Origin of the sequence: Rothia sp. HMSC061C12 (genome assembly GCF_001815755.1) — a bacterium.
In the GTDB taxonomy this organism is placed as follows: domain Bacteria; phylum Actinomycetota; class Actinomycetes; order Actinomycetales; family Micrococcaceae; genus Rothia; species Rothia mucilaginosa.
In genome coordinates this window covers 1-14,543 of the sequence record NZ_KV821848.1, presented here as the reverse complement: position 1 = coordinate 14,543, position 14,543 = coordinate 1, and the positions used below count along the sequence as shown (strand labels likewise).

The following is a 14,543-nucleotide window of genomic DNA, read 5'->3' as shown; positions in this document are numbered from 1 at the left end:
ACTCCGGTAGAGTACCGGGATCAGGCCCTGTTGGAAGCTGTGTAAGGGGTTACTATTTAATGCGTCCAAGTTTCGGGGCGCAGTTCAACGCGGGGTGGGAGCTTTCTTTGTGTACGCTATGTTGCGTTCTTGCTGAACGTTATAGGCAACTGAGCGGGTGTCTCTCAGCCGTATCTCTCAACGTTCGTTGGCGCAACGCGTTTTGCTTCTGGCTGTTTACTTCTGGCTGTCGGCGTCGCCCAGGGTCACGGTGATGTCATGGGTGGAGGAGCCGCGCTTAATCTTCAGCTTCAGATCAGAGCCTGCTGCCGCGGCACGCACGGTACCGTTAAGCTCGTCGCTCTTGGTCACGGCGTGACCGTCGGCTTCAATCACGACGTCGCCGGATCGCAGGCCTGCTTTCGCGGCGGGGCTGTTAGATTCTACCGAGGCAATTTCAACGCCACCGGGGATGAGCTTGGACGAGCCCGAGCCGGTGTCCGCGGGGCTGTTCTTCACGCTCGCGCCCAGGTAGCCGTGGGTTGCCTTACCCTTGGCGATGATCTCGGAGGAGATGCGCTTGGCGTAGTTGGAGGTAATGGAGAACGCCATACCGTCGGCGGTGCCGCCATCCTGGCTTGCCTGGCCCTGCGCGTTAATGCCGACCAGTTCGCCCTTGAGGTTCACCAGCGGGCCACCGGAGTTACCGTGGTTGATGGGAGCGTCAACCTGAACCATGGGGATGTAGTTCTGGCCCTTCGCATCGGCAGGCTGCACGCGGTTTGCGTTCGAGACCACGCCGGAGGTTACCGATTCGCTACGACGATACGGCGCGCCGAGGGCAACCACTACCTCGCCGGAGACCAGCTTGGAGGAGTCACCCCAGGTGATGGGCTGCAGGTCCAGGCCGGAGGGGTTAATCTTCAGGACCGCCAGGTCAGCGGCAGAGTCCAGGCCCATCACGGTTGCGGTGCGTACGGTGCCGTCGCTCAGGCGCACCTCAATGGTGGATGCTTCTCTGGAAGATTCGAGGGTAACCACGTGGTGGTTGGTGAGGATGTGGCCTTCCTTGTCGAGGATAACGCCACTACCGCCGCCGGAGGAGGAGCCGTTCGAAGCAACGATGGTCACGGTAGAGGGCAGGACCTTCTTCGCGGTTTCTGCTACGCCTGCCACGGTGGAGGAGTTGCTGATATTGGAGCTGACGGAGCCGCGCGAGGAAGCGCTGGAGGAGCTGTTGTTCGATGCTGCGATGCCGCCTCCGACGCCCGCGCCAACGCCGCCGCCAACGAGGGCTGCGAGCAGAGCTGCGGTGAGCACAACACCGGCACCGTAACGCTTGTTGTTATCGGTGTTCTGAGGTGCAGACTGTGCCGAAGCGACCTGAGCAGCCGCCGCCTGGGGGTAGGTGTATCCGGGAGAGGCGTATGCCTGCGGGTATGCGTTCTGACCCTGCTGCTGGTTTGCGGGCTGGTAGCTTGCCTGTCCGTTCACGTTCTGCAGGGGACGGGTTGCATCCGTGACGCCGTCATTGCCGCCGTAAGACCATCCGTTGTTCTGAGTCATAAGTTCTCCTAGAGTCGCGCGTGTGCCTCACCCTGGGCGCACGCTATCTTTCTACTGTAGAGGGTGTTTTATGGCGTTCTATATTTTTTTGCTGTTGGTTATCGGGGAGTTCCCTGGGAATTTTCCTCACACCCTTTCATCGGCAGCTGATTCGCGGGTCTGAGATACCCGGAGATTTGCCCGACGGCTAGTTTGTTTTGGGGCTTTGTTCGCTACTCGCTCTCATGTTTCTCTTTTAAAGCGCCCAGTTTTTCTCCACGGTTTACACAGCATGATGCTTCTTGGTACACAGCTTGAACACAGGGTCAGTCCGTAATGTTGAAGGCACATAGAGCCGAGAACAAAGGCAAAGGACAAAGGTAAAGGAGAAACCCATGATGATCGGCACCCTGATTTTCTGTGCGATCTTGGCAAGCTCCATCGGTATTGGTGCGGGTATTGTGGCGTGTTGCTCGGGAATGGTGTACCGCCGTCATCGTGCGGAAAAGGCCTCCGAGCTGGCTCAGCAGATGGCTACCCACGCACTGACTGCCGGTAGGTAGCGTAGAGAGTTTGATAGTTTTCCGGGGCGGGAGATGAGAGCCCTGCACCGGGAGGGGCGAGAATCCCCAGTATGTCCCGAAGGGTCGGTGTGAGGACCGGCCCGGGTGTGATAATGAGTTGAGTGATGATTGATGCGGCGTGAGCCCCTACATGAGGGCGCACGCCGCATCGTCCTTTAACTGTGAGGCGGATGCGGGGCACAGGAAGCACTGTCGGAGAGTACCCGGCACCCCGGCTACTTCCCTTTTAGTATGCGGTAAGGCAACGGCGTTGCGAGCACCCGGGATTTAGCTGGGTTATGGTGAAGTCATGAGGATTATTTCTGCTGTTTTCGCTCTTGTTGGCGCGCTGTCGGTCATGCCTGCGGCGGTGGCGTCTTCTTTGGATGGCGCAACACGCCTGTATGCGTTGCTTATATTTGTTCTGATCTGCGCGGCGGTAGCGTTTTTCGCGTCGTTGAGCCCTTCGCGCCGTCGTGCGCGTGAGATTAGGCGGCAGGTATTACAACAGCAGCAGAACCAGGCGATGAATCAGCAGAGACCTTCACAGTCTGCGGCGCAGCAAGTACCCCCTCAGCAGGTTCCTTCGCAACCAATACAGGGCGCGGTGAGCTACCCGATGCACTACCAGCCGAAGCCAGCACAGCCGGGTAATAGTGCTCAGCAGTCGGCGCAGGGTTCTGCTCAGAACCAGGCGCAGTCCCCGCTCCCTGAGCCGGATCAGGCTGTCAATGCTCAGCAGACTCAGCAGAGTCAGCAGGCTCAGGCGCCCTCGCCTCACCCTGCCTCGCCTCAGCCTCCTCAGCAGCCGGTGGCGGCGCCGTCCCCGTTGGAGCCGATGCAGGTAGGTGGCGAGTCTAGTTCTTCTACAGCGCAGAACCATTCAGCAGAAAGCCCATCAGCAGAAAACCGGGAGCAGCAGAGCATGACCCAGAACACCCCGGCGCAGCCTGAAGAGCGCCCGCAGCAGGAGACCGCCCCGCAGGCTCCCAAGAATAACCCGGCGCCCTCCGACCATTTCTCTTTGAGCACCAACTTCAAGCTCATTCCCCCTCTAGAGAACGCGCAGCGCAGCCGCTACCCCATGGTGCTTTCTGTCAGTACATCAGAGGATGAAGTCTTTGCGCTGCCGTCGATTAGCGGTGTGCCGCAGCATCTGCTGGTGGGCACGCAGGAGAATCATGTTCCGCTGAATCAGCGTCCGCGCCTGCAGCAGATTGATATTCTTGAGAACTATCTCATGCGTGCGGTCATGAACCTGCAGACGCTGGAGCGTGCGCAGGTTTCTCCGTTGCACAGTTTCAAGGAGACTGCCCAGGCTGACCGCACGGTACTTGCCGCTGAGCTGGAAGAAACCATCCGGGTATCTCGGCTGAAGCTGAGCGGGGCGCTGGAGTTTTATACGTCCCTGCCTCGTCTGGCGGATACCCCGGGCTCTTTCGCGTTTGCTCGCGATCATGCGCTCTCCCTGAGCGCCACCGTCATTAGCCTGACCGAGGAGTGCTTTGAGCGCACCTTCCGGTGGCGTCTGCTGGAGGATACCCTCCCGGACTCTTTGAGCGACCGTCTCTACGCGGTGCGTTATCTACGTGAGAGCGCGCAGAAGCTGGCGGCTTTTGTGGAGCTGAGCGATTTTGATCGCGCCATGCAGCTTGCCGAGACCTGGAAGAAGACTGTTCGTAAGGACTCGAATCTCGATGAGGTCAAGGTCTGGAATGAGATGACCGAAGTTGCCTTTGACGTTCTGCCCGAGTTGCGAGAGCGGGCGTTGAAGGGCGTTCAGTCTACGTTGGAGTTTAGCGAGCTTTTCTACCGTTCCGGCGAGGACGGTACGCACCGTATGCTCCGCCCGGAACAGCTGAGCGAGTTTGAGCTCAAGGGCGTGCAGTCCACGCTGGAAGAGCGCCTGGAGAAGGTGCGTCTTGAGCTTCAGGATGCGGAGTTCTGCGCCGCGGTCTTGAGCTTGCAGGCGCGCTCTGTCATTGAGCTCCTGGAGGAGCTTCTGCAGGTTGAGCAGGACGGCGTTCTGGCGGAGGTCGTGACCGATTTGCGGGCGCTTGCTCATGACTCGCCCGACCTTGCCGAGCAGCCTATCCAGACGTTGATGTTCAGCCGCGAACAGTACGCCCCGGATGGGGAGGATCTTCCGACCATTGGCGAGCGCATCCGTTCCCTCTCGAGTGTTCCCGAGGTTCTGGCGTTCGTTCACTACGAGGGACCGGTGCTTCTAGCGGGCGTCTCGGATCCGTATAAGGCGTTTTCCGGGGAAGGCTCCTTCGAGGGTCTGCTTTCGGAGGAGAAGAGGCTATCTTCCATGCCGCTGTCGGTATTGCGCACTCATTCGCGGCTTCTACGGCAGGTGCTTCGCCTGCAGAATCTACGTTTGAAGCTGGCGTGGGTGAGTAGCTGTAGCGGTTACATGCCTTTGAGCCTGGTTGATCGGTATTACGTCGGCCCTTCTGCCGGGGATGAGGATTTGAAGGAGCTGACCGAAAATATTGAGGCGCTCGCTGAGCTTCTGGAGGCTCACGCTAGCTCCCGGGAGTATAGGGGTCGTGACGTGCCGGTCCCCCGCATCCTGTGGTCACAGATGCGGGAACAGGCAGATCGCAGTTCTAGGTTGCTGAATACTGTGCAGTTCTTAGGCTGGATGTTCGCCTCGTCTTCACGAGTTCAGGTGGTGAACGGCATAGCACAGAGTATCCACGATGTTGATGCCGCGGAGGTAGTGGAGCACCTGATGAGCAATCTGAAGATTGCGCGCCGGCGCTAACTAACTGAATAGCCGGTGAGCCGGGGTCTAGCATGAGCCTAGACCCTGGCTTTCTTATATACCGGCTTTCCTGTATACCAGCTTTCCTGTATAAAGCCTGGGAAGTCGGTAAACGGTCGGCAAACAGCGGCGCAATATTCTCGTATCTGTGCGTCTGTGTGGCTGTGCCACAGCTACACTAATAATGTGACCAGCACTAAGGTGTGCGATGAACAAGCACACCGTGAAGTGCAGGTCCGTTCATACTTCACGACAACGGAGGAAAGACCATGACCGAGCACGCCTTTGCGCGTCAGATTCGTCCCGCACGCCCTCGCCTGCGCACTATCTTGGGTGCCACAGTGCTGGCGGCAGGTCTTTCTTGTGCCCCGGCGGTTTTGCCGGCTGGTTCTGCATTTTTGAGCACGTCGGCGCAGGCTGCTGCCCCGATGCAGATTACGGGCACCACCGTGTACGATTCCACGAACTCTTTGGGTGATACCGCTACCCTGAAGTCTAAGATTTCGGCTCTGTCGAAGAAGCACAACGTGGATTTGCACGTGGTGGTCATCGATAAGTTTGAGAACCCGTCTACTTCTTCGAGCTGGACGAAGGCGCTTGCCACGAAGAACAATTGGGGTTCTGCCGATGTGGTGCTGGTGATTGCTACCGAGTCTCGCCAGGCGTATTTCTTAGCCGGTAGCACCAAGACCCTGTCGAGCGATCAGCAGACGAAGGTGTACCAGAACTACATCAAGCCGAAGTTGCAGAACAGCGACTATTCGGGTGCGGCACTGGCCGCGGTTGAGGGTATCGAGGCTCAGAAGGGCGGTAGCTCTTCTGGCGTGGTGACCGGCGTGCTCGGTGTGGGTGCGGCGGCGACCGTGGGTGCTGGTGGTTACGCGATGTACCGCCGCCGCAAGAAGAAGAACGCTCAGCAGCAGCCTCAGCGTTCCTACGGTGCACCTCGTAACTACTCCCCCATCCCGGAGGTTCCGCTGGAGGAGCTGCGCACTCGCGCCGGCAGCGCCCTGCTTCAGGCTGATACGACGATGAGCCACGCGAAGCAGGAACTGGATTTTGCGCGTGCACAGTACAGCGACCAGCAGGTGGCTGAGTTCGCTCAGGAGATTGCACGCGCTGAGGACCTGATGCGTAAGTCCTTCCAGCGTCAGCAGCTTCTGACCGATAGCATCCCGGATACCGAGGCTGAGCAGCGTGCCTGGTTGACTGAGATTATTGATAACTCTCAGGAAGTCACCCGCATTGCTCAGGAGCAGGACGCTAAGCTGGCTCAGCTGCGCAACCTGGAACAGGAGGCACCCCAAGCTATTGAGGCGCTGGCTCAGCGTCTGCCGCAGCTGCGCGCCTCGGTGGAAGAGATTGCCGCCCAGTACCGCGCGTTGAAGGAACGTTACCTGCCCAGCGCTCTGGAGCCCATTTCCAAGACTCCTACCCTGTTGGAGTCGAACATGGTGCTGTGCGCCGCTGAGGTTGAGAAGGCTCAGGCGACCGTTGCTACGGCACGTTCGGAGGCGGTCGCTCACCTGCGCACCGCTGAGGAAGCCGCCTCGCAGATTCAGGCGCTGGGTGCGGCTGTGCATGCCCGTTCGCAGGAGCTGGAGCAGGCTCAGCTGGGTCTGAGCACCGATCTGCTGAGCATTCAGCGTGACGTGGCGGAGGCGAAGAGCCTCGCTGCTTCTCAGCGTCGCGATGATTTGGGCGCGGTCGCCGCCGGTATGGAGGCGGTACTCAACCAGGTCAACCAGAGCGCTTCGGCTCGCCCGAATGACCCGCTGACTCTGGCGAACCAGCTGCGTCAGCTCTCCGCTGAGCTGGATAAGGCAATGACGAATATGCGTGCTACCCGCGAGCGTTCTCGTGCGGCTTCGCAGAACCTGGATCGTACGATGCGTTCCGCATACGCTGCGGTGAACGGTGCGCGTAGCTACATCAATAACCGCCGCGCTGCGGTGGGCCCGATGACCCTGACCGCTGTTTCTGAGGCGGAGCGTCACCTGGGTCAGGCTCAGCGCCTGGCTTCTTCGGATCCGCTGAACGCCATGAAGGAAGCCAACATGGCGATCCAGAAGGCTACTGACGCACAGAACCGCGCGCAGAGCGAGGTCGGCAACTACTACAACAACCAGAACGACCGAGGCGGCGGTAGCTTCGGCGGTGACCTGGCAAAGGGCCTGCTGCTGGGCGCTCTGATGACCGCAATGAACTCCGGCACCAGTAGCTGGGGTAGCAGCGGCGGCCACAGCGGTGGCGGTAGTAGCGGCGGCAGCTGGGGCGGAGGCTTCAGCGGCGGCGGCGATTGGGGTAGCGGCGGCGGTGACGGCGGTAGCTTCTAACCGCCTCCGATGCTAACGATTCTGTCGGTCGGTTTCTGTAGGTTTTTCTACAGTCTGACCGGCGGGGTGGCTAGCTTACCTCACCGCTTTCTTCCCCAGTCGGAAAACACCTGAGGTAATTTACCAAAAGTTTAGGTTGCAGAAATCAGGCGTGCATCATTTTCACAGCATGCACCCAGAAATCTGCCACATAATTAGTTATACGGGCACGGCTCACGAGGAGCGTAGTGCTCCCCCGCAGCCCGTGAACAGAAAGTAGGAGATTATGGCTAAGCAGACCATCTTCGGCCGTATTGCACAGCTCACTAAGGCAAACATCAACGCTCTGATTGATGCAGCTGAGGACCCGGAGAAGATGCTGGACCAGATGGTTCGTGACTACACCAACAACATCCGCGAGGCGGAGGCTGCAGTAGCACAGACCATCGGCAACCTGCGACTGCTCGAAAAGGACCACGCTGAGGACGTCAAGGCCGCTCAGGAGTGGGGCACCAAGGCTCTGGCAGCTTCTAACAAGGCTGATGAGTTCCGCGCAGCTGGCGACGTTGCCAACGCTGACAAGTTCGATAACCTCGCGAAGATTGCTCTGAACAAGCAGCTGCTGGCTGAGAAGGCTGCACAGGCTGTTGAGCCTCAGCTGGCTTCCCAGACTCAGGTTGTCAACCAGCTCAAGGACGGCCTGGAGAAGATGCGCTCCAAGCTTGAAGAGGTCAAGTACAAGCGCGATGAGCTGACCGCACGTCAGAAGACTGCAGCAGCTCAGACCCAGGTGAACGACGCTCTGAAGGCGTTCGACGTTCTGGACCCGACCAGCGAGATGAGCCGCTTCGAAGAGAAGGTTCGCCGCGAAGAGGCACGCGTCATCGGTCAGCAGGAGCTGGCAGCTTCCTCCCTGGACGCACAGTTCAACACCCTGGACCAGATGGAGCGCGACACCGAGCTGGACGCTCGCTTGGCTGCTCTGAAGGCAAAGAACGCTCCGGCAGCTCCGGCTCCCCTGGCTGTGGAATCCCCCACCCAGACTCTCTAAACCTGGGATTCTCAAGCCTGGTCTAGCGCATAACTTCATGAGCTAAACCTATAAAGATCCGCCCCGTTCCTGAACTCATCAGGAACGGGGCGGATCTTTATGCGTTATGGGGTGCGAGCTTTAGTTCGCGTAGATGTACAGGTAGCCTGCCATAGCGGCGCGGGTGATCGCATCCGAAGAGGTGGAGCCGGTACCAATACCGTTGGAGGCGGCCCACGCCAGAGCCTGGGACGCGTAGCCGCCCTGAGCCTGTGCCGGGGAGCCAGCCGCACGGTACATGAACTCAGCCATGTTGGACTCGGTGACGGCCTCCAGGGGGCGGAAGTCGCTACCGCTGATGCCCTGCTGGCTCAGCCAGAAAATCTCCTTGTACGCGGGGTGGTTGACCGGAACATCGCTGAACGGCGAAACAGCCGGTGCGTTCACTGCGGGGCGACCAGCCACGCGGTACAGGTAAGTTGCCAGCTGTGCACGGTTGACCGATGCGTTCGGGCGGAAGGTACCGTCCGCGAAGCCGAGCATGATGCGGTGATCAGAGTTCCAGCTGATCTCGTTGTAGTTCGGGTTCGAGTCGGACAGGTCGCTGTAGCCCAGCGCCGGAGTCTTACCCGCGAAGTCCAGGGAGGACGCCAGGATGTGCGGCAGGTCGTAGTCGTGGTGGCTGAAGCCGTCAATCAGCTTCACGCGGGCGTCAGAGAAACCTGCGCCCAGGTATGCGTTGTAGCCAGACTCGACTGCGCCACGTGCGCTCCAGGTGACGGGGTAGGTGTTACCGGAGGTGTCCTTCGCGCCAACCCACCAGTACATCGGGGATGCCTTGGTGGTTGCATCAGCGTCCACGGAGCCGTCCGAGTCGCCGCCAGCGACCATGATGGAGCCACCGCCGTTACGCCAGGAGGTGTTGTGGTCGGTCAGCTCGTAGGTGATGAACTCAGCGCCGCCGGAGTAGCCCATGGTCCACACCTGGGAAGCGTCCAGGTTGTTCTGGCTAACGAAGGACTTCGCGAAGGAGCGGAAGAACTCGCCATTAGCGTCCATGTCTTCCCACCAGGTGATGCCGTTGCCGGATGCGTTGGTGTCCGGGGAGATAATCGGTACGAAGACCATGTTGCGGGCGTTAGCAATCTTGCCCATCGCCGCGAGCATGCCCTCGTCGGGGGTGTAGACCTTGGACTCGTCACGCTGCCAGTAGTCACCGTCGAAGTAGAAGACCACGCCAACGGGCTTGGAGTAGTCCAGGTTGTTCGCGTACACGTGGTACTGGGAGGTGGTGCCCGCCGGGGAGGTGTAGCTCTGGTAGGTTGCGGAGCTCATGGTGCGGGCACGCTGAGTGTTCTGCTGCTTCTGCTCAGCCTTCTGTTCGGTCTTCTGCTCGACCCTGGGAGCGGCGGTTGCCTTGCCCTTGGAGAGCGAGTTGCTCAGAATCTGCGAGAAGTTGTAGTCGAAGTGGCCCGAACCGTTCAGAACGGTCGCGGAAGCGTTGGTGTAGCCGGCGTTGCGGTAGGCGTTGTAGCCGCCCTCAACGGCGCCTCGTGCGCTCCAGGTCTGCGGGTAGGTCTCGCCGGAGCCGTCGTTCGAGTTTGCGTACCAGAACATGGGCTGGGACTTCAGCGCAGCCGAGGGGGTACCCTCGTCCAGGCCACCACCAGCGACCATGATGGATCCGCCGCCGTTACGCCAGGTCTGGGGCTTGGTGTTCAGCTCGTAGGTGATGAACTCAGCGCCACCGGAGTAGCCCATGGTCCACACGTTGGAGGAGTCCACACCGTTAGCCGCGATGAAGGAGGAAGCGAAGGAGCGGAAGAACTCGCCGTTACGCTCCATGTCTTCCCACCAGGTCACGCCAGCGTCGTAACGGTTGGCGTCCGGGGAGATGACGGGCACGAACAGCATGTTCTGTGCCGCTGCGGATGCAGCCATCTGAGCCAGCTCACCGGAGGGGTCGTAGACCTTGGACTGGTCGTTGCGCCAGTAGTCGCCGTCGAAGTAGAAGACCACGCCAACGGGCTTGGAGAAGTCCACGCCCTCAGCGTAGACGTGGTACTGCGAGGTGGTACCAGCCGGGGAGGTGTAGGACAGGAAAGTCTGGTTGGTGCGGGTTGCTGCCACACCGGATGCCGCCTGAGTAGCCTGTGCGGTCTGCGCGGGCTGCGCGGCAGGGGTTGCAGCGCTCTGGGTAGCTGCGGGAGCCTGGGTAGCTGCGGGAGCCTGGGTAGCTGCGGGGGTCTGTGCAACCTGTGCCAGGGTGGGCTGAGCGGAAGGCTGAGCCGCCTGTGCGGACTGGAAGGTAGCCGAGGGGGTTGTCTGCTGAGTTGCCTGGGCAGTGTAGGTCTTCTGGATGGGCTGAACCGCGGTCGTTGCGGGAGCCTGCTGAGTCTGCTTTGCCTGTTCTGCCTGCTGGCGGATCTGCACAGCAACCTGCGAGAGGGTGGGCTGCACGGTGGAGGTGAACAGGGACTTCGGAGCCTGGGTAGCTGCGCCGGGGATGTCCTGAACGACGGGTGCGAATGCGGAAGCGGGTGCTACCAGGGTGCTACCGAGCACGGAGGGTACGGCGATGGCTGCGAGAGAGCCAGCCTTAACGGTGCGGGGGCGAAGTGCCATGGGTTGTCCTCGTTGTTGGTGTTTCGTGGGGCGCGGACGCCCGAGAGTGGTTGAGTGATAGGTGGTCTATAGGTGAGAAGCCTATAGGCGGTCGGCCTGCGAATGTGATGCCGCATGGAGCAAGTCCAGTAACCGTCCCGTGTGTGTTGCGGGGGTTTCCTCGTGTGATGGAGGGGTGCAGTATTCATTTCGGAGAGCTACGCGGCGGACCGCGGTGACCACGTACTCAAAGCTACCAGGTCAAAAAGCCTTTTCCAGCGGTTTTTTGGGGCTATTTTTGGGTATCGAACAAGATTCAATCTTAACAAGAGCTTTTTCTAAGCTTCTAGTTTAACTTGAATCACCCTCAAGTAGAGGTTGAATGGGCTATTTTTCCTTGATTTTCCGGGGTTTTTGAGCGTTTTTTGAAAGAGTTTCAAAAAACTCTACAATTAACTTGAATGTTTCGTATGTGATTACAATCACTTTCAGAGTGAATTGTTGCACTCGAAGCCAAATTTTTGCCAAAAACCGCGGAATTCCGGGGCAAAACGGGTGATTTCCAAGCCCGGAATATAGGCATCTTTCGCATATTCCACTTTGAGAATGCACTTTGAGGCAAAAATATCCCCCTCGCCACTCCCCCGCTCAGGCACCCTTCGAACCCCTCGTTGGGTCCTTGAGACCCGCCCCAGAGTCTCCTTCAGAACCCCTTTCAAGCCCCATTTCAGAACCCCCAAAAGCAGCGTCTCAAGAAGGCATAACCATCCCCCAATAACCACTCGGAAGTGGCTCCGCCACCCCCATGAGCACATCCGCTTGAAGCCCCGATAGACACGCTGAGGAATACCTCGAAAGACACATCGGGAGACGTTCCGAAACCAGTCCAGGGTAACTTTCACGACGGTTCTATGAAATTCCATAAGGAGGTTCCGTGAGGAGGTTTCAAGAGGCAGGAAGATCCACCCCAAACACCCCGAAGGGGCAGCGGGCAAGCCCCTATCAGTCTCCCCGAAGCACCGCCCCAACAAGGCCCAGAAGACCCCCTCCGCAGATTACAGAAGGCAGGGGATATAAAGAAAGCCGCCCAGCAGGCGGCAGAAAGGTAGCACAAGAAGAAGAAAGGTAGGCGGCAAATGAAGACAGGTCGCCAATAGGAAAGGTGCAGGAAGGTGGCGAAAGAAGGCAGGCCGGCGGTCGGAGGGTGAGTCGGAGAGTGACAGGAGGACGGCAGAAGGAGATAGGTCAGCGGGGGGGGTACGGGTTTTGGGGAATAAAAAAACTCCCGATAGCTAAAAGCTATCGGGAGTTATCCGTTGCGGGGACAGGATTTGAACCTGCGACCTCCGGGGTCTGCATCTCTTTTTAATGAAACAGTGAGATACAGCCAAGTAATCGTTGATATTGTGCGGTAACCGTCCCCTTATCCTTCCCTAAAGATACTTGAAGTTACCGGCATATCCTCACGAAAGATAGGGAATAAGGTAGGGACTACCTTTCCTCCCTACGCCGTGCTCGGGCTGCCTCGTACAGCGTTGTGAGGTCTGACAGGTCTGAGTATGCCTGTGCGTTCACATCGACCGAGTGGCCGAGCGTTCGAGCACGCAGTAGCGCGTCTACGTCCGTGCGGTACATGGTGTTGAGGGTGGTTCTCCAGACGTGGGTGCGGTGGGTCTCCAGCAGAGGCACTCCGCAGTCGCGAGCCAGATCCTTGTAGAACGCCTTGAGAGCCTTCTGAGCGTTGTATCTGTCCCACTCGGTGTCTGGGTTGAGCGGTGCGCCCACAACGTAGGCTCCACCGACTTCATCTCGTCTACGGGTAAGGTGCTCATAGACCGCAGGCTCGACGAGAGCCGCGACGCGGGTGGTGCCTGTCTTGGCGTTTTCAGCCCGAATAATGCACGCTGGGCGGTTTTGGTCGTCGGTGATGATGTCGTCCCACATGAGAGTTCTTGCTTCGCTTACGCGCAGCCCTGTGGCCATTTGGAGCAGGGTTAGGTCGATGCAGCAGCGGTGGACGGCAACGCGGTCCTCTAGCGTGTACCTGCCTCGTTTGGGTGGTACTAGTGTGGGTGACCAGGTATTGGTCGGGGGTTGTGGGTAGAGGTCGAGGTCCTTGATGATGAGCGGACTTCTACCACCGCGATCTTCAAAGGACCTCCTGTTGACTTCTTACCGTGACGGATCATGGGGCAGCCACACACAGAGCACGATGCAGTATTCACAGGAACGAGGCAAACACGACCAACTGAAAGAGTGACTTTCCCGCACCAGAAAGCCGAAAAGTCACCCAACCAGCAACACGTAGTGTCCTATAACCCAGAAAGAAAGCTCTCCCTGGAAGCCACTGAGGCTTCCAGGGAGAGCAGTCAGAGAGTGCGAAAGACGAATACACCGCTATCAAGCGTGAGGCGGCCGATGGGGGAGTCGTAGGTGGCGAGCGCCGGATCAGAATTGCTCGGGGTGATCGCGGTAGGCATACGCCCACACTGTCACGGCGACAGTCACAGCGCGAGTCCACGCGTCACGGACAGCGTCCAGTTCTGCGCCCTCGAAGCCCTCCGCCAGGAGACGGTGCCCGACCTCCACAGTCGGCGCGATGAAGGCGAGCACGTAGCGCAGAGGCACGAATGGCGTCGAGTCCGCCCCATCCGCCGCGTTCTTCGCCGCGGTCATGTGTCGAGCTCCGATCAGGTACTGGTAGTCCAACCACGCCTGATCCCGCTCGCGCGTGCACATGTCGATGATCCACTGGGCGAATCGGGGCTTTGACGCCTGCGCGTACTCGGGGTTCGGCTGTCCATCCGGATGCGCGGAATGTGCTGCCAGGTAGGTCTTTTGAGCCAAAATCCCGCGCCACGTGTCGACCATTTCCATGGCATGCGGCGCCAGGATGGGTTCTGCTCGCGCGAGCAGCTCTGCGTCACCGGGCTGGACGTGCGCGGCGGCCTCAATCTGGCGTAGATCCTCGAGTGTGAGCGGAGACGTGGGGACGGCATCGGTGCCGTAGGTGTACCCCGACGAGTGGTCGTAAGCGGTCATGCGAACCTCCTTGAACTCATGCGTCAATTGTAGAACGTGCTCTTGCTCAGGTCAAGTCCTGTGGAGTGGTGTAATCGTTTTGTGTCCTTCGGGTTGGGTTATGCGCTGAGTTGGAGTGGGGTGTCCTCCTGCCCGGTGGGTTGTGGTGTGAGTCGTGATTTGGTGAGGATGTCGAGGCTGAGGTAGCGTCGGCCTTCGGCCCATTCGTCGTTTTGTTCGGCGAGGACGGCTCCGACCAGGCGGATGATGGCCTGGCGGTTGGGGAAGATCCCCACGGAGTCGGTGCGGCGGCGGATTTCGCGGTTGAGGCGCTCATTGGGGTTGTTGGACCAGATCTGGGTCCACACCCCGGTGGGGAAGGACGCGAACGCGAGGACGTCTGCCCTGGCTTGATCGAGGTGATCACACACGGCGGGGAGCTTGTCGTGCACGTAGTCCAAGAGCCGGTCGTATTGAGCGTTGACCGATGCCGCGTCGGGCTGGTCATACACCGAGTGCAGCATCGCTTTGACAGCGGGCCATAGCGCTTTGGGGGTGACCGACATGAGATTAGCGGCGTAGTGGGTACGGCATCGTTGCCAGGTGGCTCCGGGTAGGTTGGCGGCGATGGCCTCAACCAGGCCCAGATGGGCATCACTGGTGACCAGGCGCACGCCGGTCAGGCCTCGGGCGACCAGGTCGGCGAAGAACTC

The 14,543-nt window shown here is 59.5% G+C and carries 9 protein-coding genes; 4 read left to right on the top strand and 5 right to left on the bottom strand.

Features of this window, described 5'->3' with window-relative positions; translation table 11 throughout:
- Positions 1 to 216: 216 nt before the first annotated feature.
- Positions 217 to 1,545: a S1C family serine protease gene (locus HMPREF3055_RS03095; RefSeq protein ID WP_070690383.1), complete on the bottom strand. Its 1,329-nt coding sequence runs from the start codon at positions 1,543 to 1,545 to the stop codon at positions 217 to 219.
- A gap of 374 nt (positions 1,546 to 1,919) precedes the next feature.
- Here HMPREF3055_RS03095 and HMPREF3055_RS09260 point away from each other — a divergent pair, with 374 nt between their 5' ends.
- The 4 genes from HMPREF3055_RS09260 to HMPREF3055_RS03080 all read left to right on the top strand — a co-directional run bounded on the left by HMPREF3055_RS09260 (position 1,920) and on the right by HMPREF3055_RS03080 (position 8,226).
- On the top strand, positions 1,920 to 2,087 hold the full coding sequence (locus HMPREF3055_RS09260; RefSeq protein WP_168160863.1) for a hypothetical protein: 168 nt from the start codon (positions 1,920 to 1,922) through the stop codon (positions 2,085 to 2,087).
- Between the two features lie 310 nt (positions 2,088 to 2,397).
- Positions 2,398 to 4,860: a non-ribosomal peptide synthetase subunit gene (locus HMPREF3055_RS03090; protein WP_070688515.1), complete on the top strand. Its 2,463-nt coding sequence runs from the start codon at positions 2,398 to 2,400 to the stop codon at positions 4,858 to 4,860.
- A 269-nt stretch (positions 4,861 to 5,129) separates the two neighbouring features.
- Complete coding sequence (locus HMPREF3055_RS03085; protein WP_070690381.1) at positions 5,130 to 7,196, top strand: TPM domain-containing protein; 2,067 nt, start codon at positions 5,130 to 5,132, stop codon at positions 7,194 to 7,196.
- A gap of 265 nt (positions 7,197 to 7,461) precedes the next feature.
- Positions 7,462 to 8,226 (top strand): PspA/IM30 family protein, encoded by a 765-nt coding sequence (locus HMPREF3055_RS03080; RefSeq protein ID WP_070737881.1) that lies wholly within the window; start codon positions 7,462 to 7,464, stop codon positions 8,224 to 8,226.
- A 120-nt stretch (positions 8,227 to 8,346) separates the two neighbouring features.
- Here HMPREF3055_RS03080 and HMPREF3055_RS03075 read toward each other — a convergent pair whose 3' ends face one another.
- From HMPREF3055_RS03075 to HMPREF3055_RS03055, 4 genes are all read right to left on the bottom strand, one after another.
- Complete coding sequence (locus HMPREF3055_RS03075) at positions 8,347 to 10,830, bottom strand: S-layer homology domain-containing protein (protein ID WP_070666215.1); 2,484 nt, start codon at positions 10,828 to 10,830, stop codon at positions 8,347 to 8,349.
- 1,470 nt (positions 10,831 to 12,300) lie between these two features.
- Positions 12,301 to 12,801 (bottom strand): site-specific integrase, encoded by a 501-nt coding sequence (locus tag HMPREF3055_RS03065; RefSeq protein WP_256370628.1) that lies wholly within the window; start codon positions 12,799 to 12,801, stop codon positions 12,301 to 12,303.
- A 456-nt stretch (positions 12,802 to 13,257) separates the two neighbouring features.
- On the bottom strand, positions 13,258 to 13,851 hold the full coding sequence (locus tag HMPREF3055_RS03060) for a protoglobin domain-containing protein (RefSeq protein WP_005505324.1): 594 nt from the start codon (positions 13,849 to 13,851) through the stop codon (positions 13,258 to 13,260).
- A 98-nt stretch (positions 13,852 to 13,949) separates the two neighbouring features.
- The coding region (locus HMPREF3055_RS03055; RefSeq protein WP_210399376.1) for a transposase at positions 13,950 to 14,543 on the bottom strand (594 nt) is incomplete at its 5' end.